Consider the following 17,754-nt stretch of genomic DNA (forward strand, 5'->3'; position numbering starts at 1 on the left):
TTGGCCTATTACCTGGGTTCGTCTGACTTGATCGTATCGCGCCCCGGAGTCACAAGTTTTTCTTCGTCACTCTGTTTTATATTCTCTCGGGTATCAAAAGACGCAGTGTCTTTACCCACGACATTGGAATCAATAGAAGTGCCCTGCTCTGACGCACTTTGCTGATTATCTTTATTAGAGCACCCAAACAACAGTGTCGCTGTGAATACAGTCGCTGTGAATAGCGTAGCCGCAAATACAAGGGTTGCAAAATATCTGGATTTCATGATTTCAAATTTTAGATAAAACATAACAGCATTCGATTGCCCGCGCACTCCTATTAAAATTGTTCCCAGAGCGATAGCATTTGGCACGGAAATTATTAATGCTCGCCTCTAATACCGCCTTTCCCGGCGAGCTGTGCGGTATGATGCGCACCGTGCGGTGGCACAGCTCGTGGAAGACCAGGCGCAGGTAATGCATTAGTTAACCAGTAACAAACCAATTGAATTATGGGAAAAGATGAGTCAGGCGGATTCCACCCGCCAAAAGGAAAGCCTTCCACGGTTGGAAAAGTAGAGGGACTTGGAATTTCAAATGCACCAGCTGATAAGATAGAAGAGTTTTTAGACCTTGATAGTGAGTATGTTGCAGACGACCTGAACCTGGATCCGTCGGTGCACGTAAGGCACCCGAACAGGAACACTTCAAAGGGTGAAAATTCTTTCAAGGGTAAAGAGAACAAGCCTGAAAGTGATAAAACGGCCGACCTTCCCATTGATGAAGAGAATAAGACCGAAGTGGAAGAATTGCCACAGGTCCTCAACAAAGAACTCTTTATCGAACTGGCCACCTACCAGTCGCCCTGCTGTGTCACAATCTATATCCCTACCCACAAGGCAGGTGTAGCCGTGAATGAGAAAAAAGACCTGATCGTATTCAAAAATGCGTTGCAGGATATTTCAAAACGATTGGCAGAAAAGGAAATTCCTGTGGCGGTGATCGAGCAAATGCTGACGCCGGGCTACGAGCTGATCAAGGACGATGCGTTTTGGGCGGGCATGAACGAAGGTCTGGCCGTGTTCATTGCGGAGGGATATTTCAGGTACATTAAAATGCCGGTGGCCCCGGAAAGTGAGGTGATGTGCGAAAAGTCTTTCTACGTTTCGCCTTTGATCCCCATTATGGCAAGTAAGGAACACTTCTACCTGCTTGTGATCAGCAAGCAGAAGTGCAAGCTGTTTAAAGCCGATGCATTCGGAATGGAATACATTCATGTACCCGACCTGCCGGATGAACTGATGGAAGTGAAGCGGATTTCAGAAAAAGATGCCAGCACGGTGCGGGTGGCAACCAGTTCCGGAGGAGGCGCAAACTTCCACGGAATGGGCGGCGGTAACCCCGACGAAAAAGCCAACATCGCGACCTATTTCGAGCACGTCGACGATATTTTGTATAAACAAATCCTGCACGAAGAGAATGTGCCGCTTTTGCTGGCCGGCGTGGAATACCTGATCCCGATCTACAAATCCGTTTGCGATTATCACAATGTGTGCGAAGAGTCGATCACAGGAAGTCACGAGCATGACGACAAGAATGAGCTGTACAAACTAGCCAAAGAGGTCATGCTCCCCTATTTCGAGCAGCCGCTTGAAAAAGCATTGACCATTTATGCTAACCAATCAGCGACTGAGCTTACTTCTGCCTCACCTGAGGAGATCATTCCCGCCGCTTATTATGGCAGGATCTCGCACATTTTCGTCAGAAAAGCTGACCATATCTGGGGCACATTTGATGAAGCTGCCAACGAACTGGTAATTGGCGATACAGAAAGTGCGGATTCGGAAGATCTGCTGGACGAAGCATTGATCAAGACCATTCAGATGGGCGGCGAGGTTTACCTGTTGGATCAGGAAAGAATGCCGGCTGAAACCGCTGTGGCAGCAGTTTTCCGATATTAGAATATGCAAAGTTCAACAGCAGCAAAACTGGGCTACGAATACCATTATGTCAACGGCTTAATGCTGCATGTGGGACACCTGGGACCTGCGGGAGGCGAGATCATCGTTTTCCTGCACGGTTTCCCGGAGTTTAGCCTGAGCTGGATGGCGCAGGCAGAATTTTTTGCAAGAAAAGGCTACCACGTCATCGTACCCGACCAACGTGGTTATAATCTTAGTAAAAAACCGGTTTTAGTTAAAGATTACGGACTGACTTATCTGGCTGGCGACATTGCTGCGCTGATCACCTCGCTCACGTCGCGCCCGGTTACTGTCACCGGGCACGATTGGGGCGGTGGGGTCGCCTGGGCACTTGCGCAGTTTCACCCCCAGCTGGTGAAAAATCTGATTGTCCTCAATATGCCCCACTTGCACGTCATGCGGGAGAATTTGAGGAAAAATCCCATGCAGTTGCTAAGAAGCTCGTATGCGTTTTTTTTCCAGCTCCCATTCATTCCGGAAGAGGTGTGCAGCGCATTCAATTTTAAATCATTGGAAATGAGTATGGTTAAAACGGCGCGCCCGGGTATTTTTTCACGCGTGTACCTTTTGGCCTGCAAGCAAGCCTGGCGGCAGCCCAACGCATTAACCGCCATGATCAACTGGTACCGGGCATTTTTTCAGTCCCCGGTTGATCACGATGTAGATATAACGGTTCCGGTGTTGCTGCTATGGGGAGCGAATGACATTTTTCTGAGTAAAAAAATGGCCGGGCAAAGTATCAAACGTTGTCCCAGCGGCCAGCTGATCACCATTGAAAACGCCTCACACTGGCTGCACCATGAGGAACCGGCTGCCGTAAACCAGTATATTTTTACTTTTCTAAATCAGGAAAAAATCAAAAGCTAACAGTTTTCCACCAGCTCCTTTTTCTGATAAAGATGTTCCCAGTTGAGATAATGGCATAAACCGGCCAGCTCGGGGAAAAGTGTCTGCGCATTGAAACCCAGCATATTCAGATGGTCCATTAATTCCCTTTTCAAACCGGGCACAATCGTAAATTCTGTTACATTCATCTTCACATCTTCATCCAGCTGCATCGGCACAAAGCCGCATTTCTCTTCTGAATAAGGATGCACCGTAAACCAACCCGACTGGGCAATGATCCTTTCATTATTCAGTGACGGCCTGAGCACCTTTAATTCCCGGATGTCAAACGGAGAGCCGAGCGGATTGTTGGCACTCACATCGTCCTTATCTATCACCTGCTCATTATAACCCCTGAATAAGTATACAAATGAGGGTGTTTCCCAATCATCAATATCCCTGATCGCAAAGTACAGGGCGACCAGCGGGTTACTCGACCAGTCGAGCAGCCTCGTTTTGAGGCCGTAATGCTGAGCCATGATCAGCAGCTCCCATTCTTCGGAAACGGTATTGGGTAACAGCAGCTTTCCCCGGCGTTTGAGGTCGAGCAGCATTTGCTTTTCAATGCTGATAATATTCTGCTGGTGGTACCGCGCTATGGAAGGGACCAGCGGTGCTTTGATCCGCTGGCCCCTGAAAATAAAGAAGTCGAAGTGTTCTTTTTTCAAATCAACAATATCGCGGATAAACTGATCTATGGATTTGATTTCAACTGATTTCATAGTTTATTTAATGCTTTTCCAAAATCATTTTCCGTTCGCTCAACGAGAAACTCGCTCCCTGTGCCAGAATATGCATCTGCATTCCTTCCACATAGATCGGCTGCATCTTTTTTGCCTCCTTGAAATTGGTCTTTTTGATACTATCCGCTTCCAGGATCATGGCTACGCCCGAGCCTATCGTCCGCATATGGTTCCCGCCGGTAACCACAAGGCTGGTGTCTTCACAAATTCCTATTGCGATAAAACCCGGATTAACCAGCAGTGCTTCGGCCAGCCGCGAGAAACGTCCTCGGCTCATAAAATGCGTATCGATGATGGTCTTCGGCAGTAATGTAAATCCCCTGGTCAGCTCCACAATCCCTTTCAATAGCGACTCGGTACTCGAACCTTCCATGATCATCGCCGCCGACATCGCCATTGCGCCCGCGCTCGTTCCGGCAATTACAAAATCCTCGTTTTGGTAGCGGTCTTTCATCACATCCATAAACCTGGTGTCGCAGATTTTGTCAATGAGCTTGGTCTGGTCACCGCCTGTAAAGAACAGCCCGTCGGCGTCACCCAATATTTCCAGCGTCTTCTTACTATTGACATTACGGCCTGTGAGATTCAGCGCGGTAACCTGTTTGCATCCAAGTTTTCCAAATGTTTCCAGATACATATCTCCCATTTCCTCCGGCTCGCCGGAAGCGGTCGTGATGACCGCCACCTTTGAGTCCGCCCCTTTCATTTCGTCCAATACCTCCTGCAACACGCCCTCGTTTTCAAACTTGACAGGCCGAGCATCGCCCGTATTCTCTGCCTCATGTGCGCGCGCTTCCTTTCCTCCGATAGGTATCAATTTCCCCTTAGGTGATTCCATAATATTCTAATGTAGGGCCAGTTGTGTTTGGTAAAAAGTAACCCCTTCCTCCTGCTCTTTAAAGCTTTTCACAGAAGAAATGGCGCTCTTGATTTTGTCAGTGGTCAGCACGATCAGCTGGCCAGGCCGCGAGTTGCGAATTGCATAGGCGATCGCCTGTAACTCATCCTGGATCACTTCTATCTTGCAGAATGGGTTCACGGCTTTGATTCCGTGCCTTACCAGTTCCACAATCTCGTGGTGTTTCCGGCCCCGCAGGTCTTCGTCCAGCCGGATAATAACCTCGTCAAAAATACCGGCAACCACTTTGCCAAGCTCAGAGATATCCTCATCCCTTCTGTCTCCTATTCCCGTAATGATCCCGAGCTTGCAGGTTGCCGGCAAATTCCCCAAGTATTGGCCCAATGCATACATTCCGTGCGGGTTATGCGCATAATCGACCAAAAAATCGAAATTTTTGAAATGAAAGTGATTCAATCTTCCAGGCGTGGTCTCCTCGGAAACCTGAAAAGTATAGAGCCCTTTTGCGAGCAAATGAACCTCAACACCCTGTGAATAAGCAGCCAGAACGGCGGCCAGGATATTTTCAATCATAAATAGGCACTTCCCATTGAATGTAGCCGGGATCGCTTCCACGTCGGCGACGGTAACCTTGATGCTGCCGTTTACAAGCCGGATTTCTCCCTGCTCATAAATGCAGGCCAGCCCTCCGTCGCGCATGTGGGCGAGCACCCGCTCGTTTTCCGGGTTCATGCTGAAAAGCCCGATCCTGCAACTCAGCCGCTCACGGATACCGTAACTTTCATCATTATCGGCATTGAGAATCGCCAAACCGTCGGGCCGCACAGACTCTGCAACCGTTGCCTTCACATTCACCATCTGCTCAATGGTATGAATGTCTTTCAGTCCTAGATGGTCGGCGGCGACATTCGTTACAATGCCCACGTCGCATTGATCAAAAGCCAGTCCCGAACGGAGCAGCCCGCCTCTGGCAGTTTCCAGTACGGCTACGTCTACACCCGGATCTTTCAGGATCATACCTGCACTTGCGGGGCCGGTACAATCTCCCTCTTCTACCATAAAATCATCCACATAAATACCGTCCGTCGTGGTGTAACCAACGCAGGCGCCGGTTTGCTTCATCAAGTGGGCGGTAATGCGCGTAGTTGTGGTTTTTCCATTCGTTCCGGTGACGGCTATGATCGGAATGCGGCCCGTTTCCTGATTTGGAAAAAGCATTTCAGCCACCGCGTCGCCTACATTCCTCGGCTTGCCTAGTGACGGATACAGGTGCATACGGAAACCAGGACTGGCATTTACCTCGATCACCGACGTGCCCGATGCGTGCAAGGGTTTGGTAATATCCTCCGCAATAACATCAATGCCGCAGATATCCAGGCCGATCAGCCTCGCGACCCGCTCCGCCATCAGCACGATCTCTGGATGGATCTGATCGGTAACATCTTCGGATGTACCTCCCTTGCTGAGATTGGCCGCATCGGATACGGTCACGCTCACATCCGAAGGCAATACCGAATCCAGCGAAAGGCTTTGCGATTCGAGGTGCGCCTGCAGCATTTCGTCCACGACAATACGCGTCAGTTTATTTTCATGACCATCGCCCCTCCGCGGATCCAGGTTGGTTTGATTGATCAGCTCGCGAATGGTGGAAATCCCGTCGCCGAAAACCATGGCTGGAGTACGCTTGGCGGCTGCGCAGAATTTATTACCGATTACCAGCAAACGATAGTCACTTCCCGTCACGAACTTCTCAACAATTACCTGATCCGAAAACAGCGACGCCCAGTTGTATGCATCGATAGCAGCCTGCATATCTTTCAGATTTGTTGTCACACCCTTACCCTGATTAGCGTCAAGGGGCTTCACAACAAGTGGGTAACCCAGGTCTGCGATAGCGTGAAAAAGCTCCTCCTCACTGCTTACGGTGACCCCGGCCGGAACAGGTACCCCGGCTTTCCCAAGCAAATTTTTGGTCGCATCCTTATTCCCGGCAAGTGAAACGGCAATATTTCCGGTGCAATCGGTTGTGGTGGCTTCAATGCGCTTTTGCTTGCTGCCATAACCCAGCTGCACATAGCTGTCATCGTTGAGCCTGATCGCCGGAATGTTCCGTGCCTGGCAGGCGTCGACAATGGACTGTGTACTTGGTCCGAGATGCTCTTTGTAATAAATGGTCTTCAACTGCTGAACCGCTTCCCCAACATCGAAGGGCTTACCTGCAACCAGGGCTGCGGCCAGATCTACGGCGAGTCGCGCGGCCAGTTCCCCTGCCCCCTCTTCCACATACTGGAATACAACGTGGTATACACCGTACTCACCCGTTCCCCTGGTTCGGCCAAAGCCACAATCCATCCCAGCAAGTGACTGCATTTCCAGCGCAATGTGCTCCACAACGTGCCCCATCCAGGTTCCGTCCTTGACACGCTCGAAAAATCCGCCGGCGTGACCTTCTGAACAAAAATGGCTGTGCAGGCTCGGCATTGCCTTTTTCAATCTGTCATAAAAACCTTCGATCCTGTTAGTTGGCAACTCTTCCAGCTCTTCCAGATCCAATTTCATGACCACCAACCTGCTTTTGCGTACCGACCAAACGTTTGGTCCGCGCATGCAACTGATATCGATGATTTTCATACTGTTTTACTAATACTGTGATTATTGTGAACGGTATTGTTACGCACTCCGAAAAATGAGATTGGAGGCGGCTATGAATAAGTGTGCCAGCACATTTGGATGCACCTGGCAATTATTGCTGCTTTGACGATCATCACTTTTAATATTATTCGTAGAAAAACTTGCGCAATAAGAAGTGGCGAATGCGGGATTAACGTTGCGTGGCAGACTTTTTGTAATGCGGCACGGTTTCAAAATTTCAGACCGCATTAAAAAATACAGATATGTTCACTATTGCGATTCACGGCGGTGCCGGCTCACTGCACCGCCACTCTACAACCCAAGAGCAGGAAGAAGATTACAAAAAAGGCCTCGCTAAGGCATTAGAGGCGGGTTATGTTGTTTTAGCACGTGGCGGCAGCGCCATTGAAGCGGTAGAAAAATCGGTGATGGCCCTGAAGATATTCCACTATTCAATGCGGGCCGGGGCGCTGTTTTCACCGCAGAAGGCAAGCACGAGACCGACGCAGCGATAATGTGCGGCCGCACGCTCGAAGCAGGAGCTGTGGCGGGGGTGACTAATATCCGCAATCCGATCAGTCTGGCCCGGGCAGTGATGGAGCAATCTGAAAATGTGCTTCTGGCCGGAAAAGGCGCTATGAATTTTGCAAGGGAGCAAAATATCACTTTTGAGGAGGATACCTATTTCGATACGGACGAGCGTCGCCGGCAGCTCATCGAGGCGCAGCAGAAAGCGGCGGGCAACAATACCGGAAAAGGTACGGTCGGCGCTGTGGCGCTGGATGAACATGGAAACCTGGCCGTTGCTACTTCTACCGGCGGCATTACCAATAAGAAATATGGCCGCGTGGGCGACAGTCCCGTTATCGGCGGCGGTACTTATGCCAACAACCAGTCGTGCGCAGTTTCGTGTACAGGCGACGGAGAGTTTTTCATCCGCCTGGTGACAGCTTACGATGTTGCCTCTTTGGTTCAATATAAGAACACAAAACTCGGCGACGCATGTGACATAGCTATTCGCAAGCTAACAACCCTTGGTGGAGAAGGCGGACTGATCGCGCTGGATACGCAGGGGAATGTTCAGCTGGTATTTAATTGTGAAAGTATGCTCCGTGCATGGAAAAATCACCAAGGCCAGGGAAGTGTCGGCATCTGGCAAGAACCGGAATGATGGAACCGAATCTAACATTGGTATACTTTTTATCATCGCTGCCGATCACCTTTCGAAGATGCCTTATTCAACCAATTTTTCACGTATCGACTCACTACAATGCTACAATTGAAATACACTTTGCCCTTAGATGTCTTATTAATTTTATTGAACAGCTGTGCCACAAAGCCGCTCAGCAAATCAGGTCAGCGCAAACTTGCCGGAAAAACATTTGTGATCACCGGTGCATCCAGCGGATTTGGCCGGGGCGTCGCCGAACAACTGGGTGAATACAAGGCGAATGTGGTACTGGCGGCAAGGCGGGGCGACCTGCTCGAAGAGGTAGCAGACGTGGTTCGCAAAGCGGGCGGAAAAGCGATCGTAGTTGTTACGGACGTAAGCAGGCCGGAAGATATCCAGCGCCTTGCCGACACCACGAAAACGGTATTCGGTGGCGCGGACTTTTGGATCAACGACGCGGGAGTTGGGGCAATCGGCCGCTTTGAGACTATTCCTGTTGCTGAATACTCCAAGCTGGTCGACGTCAATTTTAAGGGTGTTGTGTACGGCAGTAATGCGGCTATGGCGCTTTTCAAGGCCCAGGGCCACGGCAAGCTTATCAATGTGGGCTCCGTAGAAAGTGCGGTCCCTCTGGCCTATCATGCAACTTATGGTTCAACAAAAGCGGCAGTGCGCGCGCTGGGCAATGTACTTCATCAGGAAATAAGGCTTAGCGGTAATAAAAAGAATATTAAAGTGGTAACGATTATGCCCTGGGCTGTTGACACACCTTTCTGGGGACACGCAGCGAATTACAGTGGCGGCACACCGAGAATGGCAGCAATGGACGGGCCGGGGAAGGTGGTGAATGCGATTATCTTCTCGTCACTTCATAGAAAAAGAGAGTTGCCCGTCGGCTGGAAGGCCCGGGGCGCCTACATTTCGCACCGGCTCTTCCCCCACTTCACCGAAAGGATATCGGCTAATATTATACACCGTTATCAGATCAAGAACGCGCCGCCGGCCCCTGCTACATCGGGTGCAGTATTCGCGCCAATGGAGACAGGGAGGGGCGTTGATGACGGCGTGCGTAAAAGGATGAAGCAGGAGAAGAAACAAAGAAAGTAGACCGGTTATTTCTTACCGTTATAATCAGTCAGTGCGTAGTTCACAAGGGCGATACCTAAAAATGCCAGGTGAAAAGCAAGTGCCTTGCTTTCATTGCGCACGATCCGGGATATTGTCAGTGCAGACAACGTCGCCAGGAAAGCAGCGTCCGCCTTCTGGTGCGTTGCCATAGAAATGGATTTTGTAATACCCACAGGCGTATTTGTAATGGCATTAACTGCCGTGAACGTGGCCGCCAGCACTTTGTAAGTTTTTGTCATTTTTGTATTGAGCCCCAAAACCGGCGGCCCGAACAACTGAATCCCTGCAAACGCATAATCGATAATACCGTGCATTTGCGAGTCGATCGGCTTTTTCATATTCGTGTTAGTTTAGATAAAAAGTAAGGTTGATACTATACTATTATGCAATGTTAGCTTGCAAATGACTTGCCGCGACTATTAAAATTATGCCAGAAATTGCTTCCACAGCCTCTCGAAAAGCCGGAACGCAGTGCTGATTTACAATAGTGAAAAATTGATAAACCGAAAGGCAACCAGTGCTAGCATTCCCATCGCCAGCACAGAACCCAGCTGGTAGCAAACGCGCACAAAAGTTTGACCGGAACCCAGGCCGCGCCAGATGATAGGGAAATTGACAACAATGCTGGCCGCCGAAGCAGTGGTACTCGCGCTGCTCACCAGCCCGCCCAGTGCGCCGGTGGCGAGCAGGCCGTAGTCTCCGAAGATCCGGCCCAGTAGATTGCTGCCGATCTGGATGAAAACAAAAAGTAGTCCGAAGGTCAGCGTTTGTTTGAGCGAGATAGGCGATGATAAAGTGAGGTCCGCCTGTGCGCTTCCGTTCTTTTGCTCACTGATCCAGTTGACCCGTATCCAGCAAAGTGCAGCCACGCACATCAGCGCAACAGGAAATAACGCGGTAACCACAGATTCAGGGGAAAATATTCCAAGGATGATCAGGTTACGGATCAGCATGGCGATCGTAGTCAGCAGGCACAATGAAAGTACTTTACCGCGTCCCGACGACTGGGCAAGCTTGCCGGAGAGTTCTGCAATTGTAGCGGTGCTGTTCACAAATCCTCCCAGAAAAGCACCGATATAAAGCCCCTTGTCTTTCAGCACACGCAGCAATAAATAGTTTACAAAACTGATTGCGGAAATCGCGATAATGCTGCTCCACGCGTCGTGGGGATTGAACAGGTTCGTTCTATCAATGTACCTGTCGGGAATGATCGGGTAAATGACAAAGGCAAACAAGCCAAGCCAAATCGCGCTGCGGATCTCGGCCGGGCTTAAACCGCCGGCGAACCGGTTGAGCTCTGATTTCCAGGCTAGTAACATGGTGGTAACCACGGCCGCTGCAACGGGTGCGAACACATAACCCCGTCCCACCAGCACACCCAATGTAAAATCCAGGATCAACACTGCCGACGTGGTGACTTCCGCGCCGGTGCCCCGCATCAGGCTTTGTACATTGGAGAGTAAGATCAACAACAGCACACCGCCGAGCGCAGCGATGATAAAATACTGGCTGATCATCGAGGCAAGCATTCCGAGCAATGCAACCACTGCAAAAGTGCGCGTACCGGCGTCCTTATTCGCCCATTCGCGCTCCATCCCCATCAGCATGCCAATTGCAATACAAACGCCGATCTTGATTGCCGTCGGTAGTGCCTCGAAATATGCAAAATTGTCTGTCATGGATCGTCAATTTTATTAATGCCCGTGCCCTAAGCAAAAACAGTTCCAGCCGCATTGCTGTAAATGCAGCCCGTGTAGCAATTCTGGTGCAGATGTTTTTTGACTGGCGGGTAAAAAGCGCCGATGAAGTTTCTATAAATTGCAGCGCACTGCTTCCGCGGGAAGTTTGAACAGCAGCTGATAAAATGATCGATCAGCCTATTAATTGAACACATGTCCGATCCCCTGTTAATTGGCCTGACGACCGGCGGCGCGTTTCTGCTGGCATTCTTACTTCTTACCAATCCCAAAAACAGCAATACGAAGGCGAATCGCTGGCTGGGTGCATTTGTATTTACATTCGGTTGTGCATTGCTCGAAGTGTTCCTGCATAATCTCAATCTGCACAGCAAGCACGCTATATTGATCGATCTGATCGAAGCCAGCAGGTTCTTGTCCGCTCCGATGCTGTACCTGAGCGTTATCTTCTTTACATCAGCAGCCAAAAAAAGCTCAGCCCGCACGCTCTGGCACTTTGCGCTCTTTGTGATAGTCGTTATATTCCGGCTGCCGCACATGCTGACCGGCCAAAATTTTCAGTTTTCCAATCCATCGACAGCTCATGTTGTATTGATGTTTCTGAAAAATGCATTGCCGGCGCAGACAGTCATATATTGGTTTTTTTCCTATCGCAGACTATCGGGGCACCAGCAGAATATCGAACAGGTGACAAGCTCGACAGACGAAATTGACCTGTCGTGGTTGAAGCATTTTCTCTGGGTACTCGCGGCTGTCGTGCTGATCTGGCTGAATCTTGCCATTTTCAACTTTACCTTACTCTATGATTTTACGCCGCTGCTGTATCTGGTAAGCGTCTATTTTCTGGCATTTTTCGCATTGAAGCAAAGGGAGGTTTATCCATTTGCAAAACCAGCATTACAGGAATTGGACGAAGTGATTTCTTCCAAAACCAACACTCAAACCGAAAAGCAGGAACGACTGAGTGAAAGCCAGATAGCGGCGCTCAAAGAGAAGTTGGAGAAACTGATGCGCTCTGAGAAAGTATTTCTTGACAATGAGCTCAGCCTCCCCGGTCTCTCTCAGAAAATGCATATTTCTATTCATGAACTATCCTATCTGATCAACAAGGTTTACGGTCAAAACTTCTTTGCATTCGTAAATGGATACCGCATTGAAGAAGCCAAGCGGCTGTTGCTTTCAGGAGAAACTGAAAAGTTGAATATGCTGGGAATCGCTTACGAGTCGGGGTTTAATTCCAAAACGACCTTTAATACCGCATTCAAAAAATCAACCGGCCAGTCGCCCAGCGAATTTGCTGCGGCAGGCAAAAAATGAGTCCCAGCCGCCCGAATCCTGTTCGTTTGGATACATCCGAACGTACCGATTGCCATTTTTCTCCTATTTCGGCTATTACCAACCAACTCATAACCGAAATCAAATGGCCCGTCGCATTACCCTGTTTCTTTCTGCTTTGGCAGTATTATTCATCAACACGCTTGCCGGGGTTCATGCCCAGGAACCCGCTCCCGGGACTTTGGATGAACTGAAAACAAAACTGGCGGCCGAGATGCAGCGGCAGCACATTGCTGGAATGATGCTCGCGATCGTGCAGGATGATTCGATCGTTTTCTCCGGTGGACTGGGCTATTCCGACATCCAAAAGAAAACGCCGGTAACCGACCAGCACCTGTTTCGCGGCGCGTCCATTACCAAAATGTTTGTAGCGCTTGGTATTATGAATTTGTTCAAAGAAGGAAAATTGCGGCCCGAAACGAAATTGAGGGATATAGCACCGGAAATCGCATTCAAGAATAAATGGGAAACCACCCGGCCCGTTACCATCGCCGGATTAATGGAGCATACAACCGGTTTCAGCGACAAGTCCCCTTTTGAAGAATACAACTTTACCGGCAAACAGTACACAGCCAAAGAGGCGGTCGAAGTTTTTCAGGATTTTATGGTATCCAGATGGGAGCCTGGCCAGCGCCATGCCTATTCCAGCGTCAATTATGCGATTTTAGACTACATTATTGGAAAGGTATCGGGTGTACCGGCAAGCGAATATCTGCGGGAAAAGGTATTCAAGCCATTGCAAATGCCCCACGCTAATCTGGCGCTAACCGGTGATGGCTCCGACAAATACAGCAAAGGTTACATCTGGAATGGCGCTCATTTTCAGCTAGTGCCCCACCAACCTGCGTTCAATGCGGGATACAGCTCCCTGAATATCAGCGCAGCCGATCTCGCCCATGCATTGAAAGCCTATTTAAGCGACTGGAAAATTCCCTCCGGCCAGTTTCTTTCGGAAGCCGCACTAAGTGATACGGAAACACCTCATACATATCTTTCTGCTTCGGCGGGCTTACATAGTACTTATGGATACGGGAACGAATCCCATGAGCTGGGTGGACATATTTTCCGGGGCCATCGCGGCGCCATTGGCGGGTTTTTGTCAAGTTTTCTGTATAACCGAAATGCGAGGTTAGGGTACGCCTTCGCCATCAATACCCATAACGAATCATTTTATCGGTACGCCGACCATTTGATCAGTCAATTCATTTTACAGAAAGCCCCAAAACCTGCTCCCCCGGTTACATATCCTGTCAATATCAAGGCGGCAAATCCTTTTTTGGGTTATTACAGGTTAAGCAATCCGGATCAGCTCTATACGGGCTTTTTTGAAACACTTACCAATACTATTAAGGTAGAAGCCTCAGGAAGGGAACTGAACGTTCGGATCCTGGGCCGCGGCTCGATGAAATGGCAGGCGGTTGACGAAACGGGATTGAGGTATAACAACCAATATGCTGTCACTCCCCGGATCCTGTTGTTGAAGGATAGTAAATCAAATCCGGTAATCGTAGACGGAACGCTTTATTTTGAGAAAACCACCGCATTTGCCGCCTTGGCTTCCATCCTTTGTTTTGCCGTTAGTGTACTGATATTAGTTACAACCCTCTTTTTCCTGCTGGGGAATCTGGTTCTTGTTTTAATGAAGAAAATCCCGCGTCACCAGCTTTTACCAAAATTCTCACCTGTTCTGATAACCATCGGACTGACATTGGTCCTGCTATCGATCAGCCAGCTATTTGAACACATGAAGCAAGCCGCCCCAACCGCCACCCTTTTCATCATCTGGACGGTTGGAAAGTACCTTTTTGCATTGGGTACGCTGCTTATCGTAATTATTCTGGCCCTGAAATGGAAATCGCTCAATAGCATCGGACTAAAAATTTACCTGGTGCTCATCGCACTCTCCTCTTGCTACTTGTTCCAGGTTTTGGCGGAAAACAGCTGGTTCTGGTGATGTGTCAGTAAAACATCCAGAAAATTTCACCAAAACCGTCAATACCTTTCTTTTTAAATTCAATTACTAATTTTTTCTTACGAAAAAGTTTTTCTTTTTGACAAATAACATATATTTGTTTCGATACCTTTCGATTCAATCATTTCTAGCCCCTTACTTCCATTACTCATGGGAAAACTAAATTTTACCGAGCGTCATATTCGTTTACGTAACGAACGCGGAGTGCCTCTGGGAATAGTCTTCAAAGTGCTATTCCTATTCTTATTATGTGCATCGGTCCAGGCACAGACGCCAAATCGGGCGAATCTGGTGACTGTGAATGGCGTGGTTACAGAAAAAGCAACCAGTCAGCCGCTGGTCGGCGTATCGATCCGGGTTAAAGGCGGTACCGACGGTGTTGTTTCCGATGCGAACGGAGCCTACAAAATCCAGGTACCCGCAAATAGCACATTGCTATTTACGTATATAGGGTACAGTGATGTTGAAGAAGCTGTCGGAAACCGTTCAACTATCTCTCCGCAACTCGAAACGGGGGATAAATCGCTGAATGAGGTTGTAGTAGTGGGTTACGGAAGCCAGTCCAAGCGCGAGCTGACGGGCTCGATTGCCTCGGTGAGTTCGCGGCAATTACAGGACCGGGCCGTGGTTTCATTCAGTGAAGCATTGGCGGGACAAATGGCAGGTGTGCAGGTACAGCAAACCTCAGCAGCACCAGGTGGTGGAATGTCTATCAAAATCAGGGGAACCGGCTCTATTACAGCGGGTAACCAGCCTTTGTACGTTGTTGACGGTGTGCCGCTTGACAACTCAATAAGTAATGCATCTGCCCAGGGCGGAGATATTGGAGATCAGTCTCCCGTAAACCCGCTGGCGAGCATTAACCCTGGTGATATTCAGTCCATTGACGTATTGAAAGATGCATCTGCTACCTCTATCTACGGCTCACGGGGATCCAACGGTGTGGTATTGATCACTACCAAAACGGGAGCGGCGGGCAAGTCGCAGATCAGCCTGAATGCGAGCTACGGTTTCCAGGAAATTGCGAAAAAAGTGGGGATCATGACCAATCAGCAATATACCCAACGCCTTACAGATCAGCGGAATACCGACTGGGTGCGCGCGGGCGGAAAAGCAACAGACCCCAATTCAGTAAGAAGCGGACCTCAATACAAGATTGCCGACGAATTCAAAAATGCGGCCTCCCTCCCATTCACGGACTGGCAAGACCTGCTTTATCGCCGCGCGCCAATGCAAAATTACCAGCTGTCGGCTTCGGGTGGAACGGAAAATGCGCGGTATTACCTGTCGGGTAACTACCAGAACCAGGAAGGTATCGTGATCAACTCCGGTTTCAAAAAATATGCATTTCGTTTAAATGTAGATGCGAAGGTTTCTGAAAAGGTAAAAGTCGGCTTCCGTGTTGCGCCATCTTACACCAATAACCGGATCGCGACCACCGGCGGGATCCAGGATTACGGCGCGGTAGCCACTACGGTAATGTCGGTTCCCGGCTTATATCCCGCCCGGAATGCAGACGGTTCCTATGCAACTTCCTACACGCTGCATTACGACGACGGTACCACGCAGAACATCATTTATAACAACGCGCTGGCTTTTGGGGAGGGAATTAAGAATACCATGAACCAGTTCAGCACCGTGGGAAGCTTGTTTACGACTATTGATATTTTAAAAAACCTTCAATTCAAAACAAGTATCAATGCGGATGTTAATACATTCAGTAACAACAAGTTTTCGCCTTCCTTTATCAGTGTAAATCCTTCAAATGGTCGTTCTTACGCGGCTACTAATATTAGCTGGATCAATGAAAATACGCTGACTTACGATAATAGTTTTGCAGAGCGTCATAACTTGAATGTGCTCGTGGGCTTAACAGAACAGAAATCTTCGTTCAACTCGACGGCAGTCAATGCAAACTCTTTCCCGAACGACCTCGTACCGACGCTGAATGCAGGTATTGTAACGGGCGGAAGTTCGATCCGTTCACAATGGACGTTGCTTTCATTGCTGAGCCGCGCCACTTATAATCTGGATGAAAAATACTTCCTGACAGCCACATTCCGCCGCGATGGTTCGTCCCGTTTTGGTTCGGACAACAAATGGGGGAATTTCCCTTCGGCTTCGGTCGGCTGGCGGATCGGGCAGGAACAATTTATGGCTGATGTAGCTGCTGTGAGTGAGTTGAAGTTGCGTGCGAGTTATGGTCTGATTGGTAACAACCAGATTCCCGACTACGCTTCGGTCGGACTGATCTACGGCAGTAATTACATACTGGGTTCAGGCGACGGCTCCATTGCCAGCGGATTGGCGCAAGGTTCTTTGGGCAATGCTGATCTGGGTTGGGAAAAAGCGAAAGAATTTGACCTGGGGCTTGATCTTGGACTTTTCCAAAACCGAATTTTCCTGACTTTCGACTACTATAACAAGCTTACTTCTGATTTACTCCTCAATGTTCCCGTGCCACTTTCAACGGGTTACGAAACTGCATTGCGTAATCTGGGAAGTCTGCGTAATAAAGGTGTTGAACTTGCATTGGAAACTAGAAATTTTAAGACGGATAAATTCACCTGGAACACCAACGCGAACATCTCTTTTAACACAAACAAAGTGGAATCGCTCGGCCTGGGCGGCACACCGATCATTGTCGCCAACCGTGCCCAGGAGAACTCTTTGACACATATTACGCAGATCGGCAGCCCGCTGGGAAGCTATTACGGCTACATTTTCGACGGGGTTTATAATACAATCGACGAAGTAAACGCTTCCGCGCATTTGCCGAATACTTTCGCAGGTGATGCCAAATTCAGGGACCTGAATAATGATGGCGTGATCAATGATTCTGACAAAACCATTATCGGAAATAACCTGCCGAAATTCACTTACGGTCTTACAAACAGCTTCAATTACGGAAACCTGGATTTCGGCTTTTCGTTGCAAGGTGTTCAGGATGTAGAAGTGATGAACCTGACGAAACGCAGCGCTTACCGCAACAACGGAACGATTTCGGTGAACTACTGGCGCTCGCCGGAAGAGCCGGGTGACGGCAGAACATTCGGTGCGGGCAGCTCGGCCAACAACCGTACGATCTCGTCATACCTGGTGGACGATGCCTCATTCCTGCGTATTAAAAACATTACCATTGGTTACAGATTGGGCAAAATATTGAGTGGTAATACTATTTTGAAAAATGCGCGGGTTTATATGAACATTCAGAACCTGCACACTTTCACGAAATACTCGGGCTACAATCCGGAAGTGAATACAACCGAAGGTGACCCGTGGATCTCATCTGCGCTCACGCCCGGCATCGATTATGGTACTTACCCGGTGGCAAGAACTATCGTATTTGGCCTTAACCTTGGTTTCTGATCC

General features: G+C 49.1%; 12 protein-coding genes and 1 pseudogene. 7 read left to right on the forward strand and 6 right to left on the reverse strand.

The genetic code is table 11. From position 1 onward, the window contains the following. Positions 1-8 precede the first annotated feature (8 nt). The gene (locus tag KOD92_RS00760; RefSeq protein ID WP_215231611.1) at positions 9-266 is read right to left on the reverse strand and encodes a hypothetical protein; all 258 of its coding nucleotides are present in this window, start codon (positions 264-266) and stop codon (positions 9-11) included. 225 nt (positions 267-491) lie between these two features. On the opposite strand from KOD92_RS00760, the gene KOD92_RS00765 reads away from it, so the two are divergent. Both KOD92_RS00765 and KOD92_RS00770 read left to right on the forward strand, forming a co-directional pair. After that, entirely contained in the window at positions 492-1,940 is a 1,449-nt protein-coding gene (locus tag KOD92_RS00765; RefSeq protein ID WP_215231612.1) for a baeRF7 domain-containing protein, read from the forward strand. Between the two features lie 3 nt (positions 1,941-1,943). Next, a complete protein-coding gene (locus tag KOD92_RS00770) occupies positions 1,944-2,828 on the forward strand; it encodes an alpha/beta fold hydrolase (protein WP_215231613.1) in 885 nt (294 codons plus the stop codon). On the opposite strand, the gene KOD92_RS00775 is transcribed toward KOD92_RS00770, so the two are convergent. From KOD92_RS00775 to cphA, 3 genes are read right to left on the reverse strand one after another with little or no spacing between them, the layout of a single operon-like run. Continuing rightward, complete coding sequence (locus tag KOD92_RS00775; protein ID WP_215231614.1) at positions 2,825-3,568, reverse strand: FRG domain-containing protein; 744 nt, start codon at positions 3,566-3,568, stop codon at positions 2,825-2,827. The two genes, KOD92_RS00770 and KOD92_RS00775, sit on opposite strands and share 4 nt — an antisense overlap. 7 nt (positions 3,569-3,575) lie before the next feature. Continuing rightward, positions 3,576-4,427, reverse strand: coding sequence for a cyanophycinase (locus KOD92_RS00780; protein WP_215231615.1), 852 nt, complete (start codon positions 4,425-4,427; stop codon positions 3,576-3,578). 6 nt (positions 4,428-4,433) lie between these two features. Further along, the gene (gene cphA / locus KOD92_RS00785) at positions 4,434-7,079 is read right to left on the reverse strand and encodes a cyanophycin synthetase (RefSeq protein ID WP_215231616.1); all 2,646 of its coding nucleotides are present in this window, start codon (positions 7,077-7,079) and stop codon (positions 4,434-4,436) included. A 263-nt stretch (positions 7,080-7,342) separates the two neighbouring features. Between cphA and KOD92_RS00790 the strand changes: the two are divergent. Both KOD92_RS00790 and KOD92_RS00795 read left to right on the forward strand, forming a co-directional pair. Next, positions 7,343-8,250: pseudogene (locus tag KOD92_RS00790) on the forward strand (isoaspartyl peptidase/L-asparaginase family protein). Between the two features lie 147 nt (positions 8,251-8,397). Further along, positions 8,398-9,357: an SDR family NAD(P)-dependent oxidoreductase gene (locus KOD92_RS00795; protein WP_229254471.1), complete on the forward strand. Its 960-nt coding sequence runs from the start codon at positions 8,398-8,400 to the stop codon at positions 9,355-9,357. A gap of 5 nt (positions 9,358-9,362) precedes the next feature. Here KOD92_RS00795 and KOD92_RS00800 read toward each other — a convergent pair whose 3' ends face one another. Both KOD92_RS00800 and KOD92_RS00805 read right to left on the reverse strand, forming a co-directional pair. Continuing rightward, a complete protein-coding gene (locus tag KOD92_RS00800) occupies positions 9,363-9,716 on the reverse strand; it encodes a hypothetical protein (protein ID WP_215231618.1) in 354 nt (117 codons plus the stop codon). 141 nt (positions 9,717-9,857) lie between these two features. Next, entirely contained in the window at positions 9,858-11,057 is a 1,200-nt protein-coding gene (locus tag KOD92_RS00805) for an MgtC/SapB family protein (RefSeq protein ID WP_215231619.1), read from the reverse strand. Positions 11,058-11,270: 213 nt separating this feature from the next. Here KOD92_RS00805 and KOD92_RS00810 point away from each other — a divergent pair, with 213 nt between their 5' ends. The 3 genes from KOD92_RS00810 (at position 11,271) to KOD92_RS00820 (ending at position 17,751) form a co-directional block, all read left to right on the forward strand. Then, a complete protein-coding gene (locus KOD92_RS00810) occupies positions 11,271-12,392 on the forward strand; it encodes a helix-turn-helix domain-containing protein (protein ID WP_215231620.1) in 1,122 nt (373 codons plus the stop codon). A gap of 103 nt (positions 12,393-12,495) precedes the next feature. Beyond that, positions 12,496-14,364 carry a serine hydrolase domain-containing protein gene (locus KOD92_RS00815; protein ID WP_215231621.1) on the forward strand — a complete coding sequence of 623 codons (1,869 nt, stop codon included), beginning with the start codon at positions 12,496-12,498 and terminating at the stop codon, positions 14,362-14,364. A 168-nt stretch (positions 14,365-14,532) separates the two neighbouring features. After that, positions 14,533-17,751 (forward strand): SusC/RagA family TonB-linked outer membrane protein, encoded by a 3,219-nt coding sequence (locus KOD92_RS00820; protein ID WP_215231622.1) that lies wholly within the window; start codon positions 14,533-14,535, stop codon positions 17,749-17,751. The last annotated feature ends 3 nt before the right edge of the window (positions 17,752-17,754 follow it).

It is taken from the genome of Dyadobacter linearis (assembly GCF_907165045.1).
In the GTDB taxonomy this organism is placed as follows: domain Bacteria; phylum Bacteroidota; class Bacteroidia; order Cytophagales; family Spirosomataceae; genus Dyadobacter; species Dyadobacter linearis.

Excerpts from the sequence above, each read along its gene's own strand:
- KOD92_RS00760 (WP_215231611.1), bottom strand. The coding sequence starts at position 266 with ATGAAATCCAGATATTTTGCAACCCTTGTATTTGCGGCTACGCTATTC.
- KOD92_RS00765 (WP_215231612.1), top strand. The coding sequence starts at position 492 with ATGGGAAAAGATGAGTCAGGCGGATTCCACCCGCCAAAAGGAAAGCCT.
- KOD92_RS00770 (WP_215231613.1), top strand. The coding sequence starts at position 1,944 with ATGCAAAGTTCAACAGCAGCAAAACTGGGCTACGAATACCATTATGTC.
- KOD92_RS00775 (WP_215231614.1), bottom strand. The coding sequence starts at position 3,568 with ATGAAATCAGTTGAAATCAAATCCATAGATCAGTTTATCCGCGATATT.
- KOD92_RS00780 (WP_215231615.1), bottom strand. The coding sequence starts at position 4,427 with ATGGAATCACCTAAGGGGAAATTGATACCTATCGGAGGAAAGGAAGCG.
- cphA (WP_215231616.1), bottom strand. The coding sequence starts at position 7,079 with ATGAAAATCATCGATATCAGTTGCATGCGCGGACCAAACGTTTGGTCG.
- KOD92_RS00800 (WP_215231618.1), bottom strand. The coding sequence starts at position 9,716 with ATGAAAAAGCCGATCGACTCGCAAATGCACGGTATTATCGATTATGCG.
- KOD92_RS00805 (WP_215231619.1), bottom strand. The coding sequence starts at position 11,057 with ATGACAGACAATTTTGCATATTTCGAGGCACTACCGACGGCAATCAAG.
- KOD92_RS00810 (WP_215231620.1), top strand. The coding sequence starts at position 11,271 with ATGTCCGATCCCCTGTTAATTGGCCTGACGACCGGCGGCGCGTTTCTG.
- KOD92_RS00815 (WP_215231621.1), top strand. The coding sequence starts at position 12,496 with ATGGCCCGTCGCATTACCCTGTTTCTTTCTGCTTTGGCAGTATTATTC.
- KOD92_RS00820 (WP_215231622.1), top strand. The coding sequence starts at position 14,533 with ATGGGAAAACTAAATTTTACCGAGCGTCATATTCGTTTACGTAACGAA.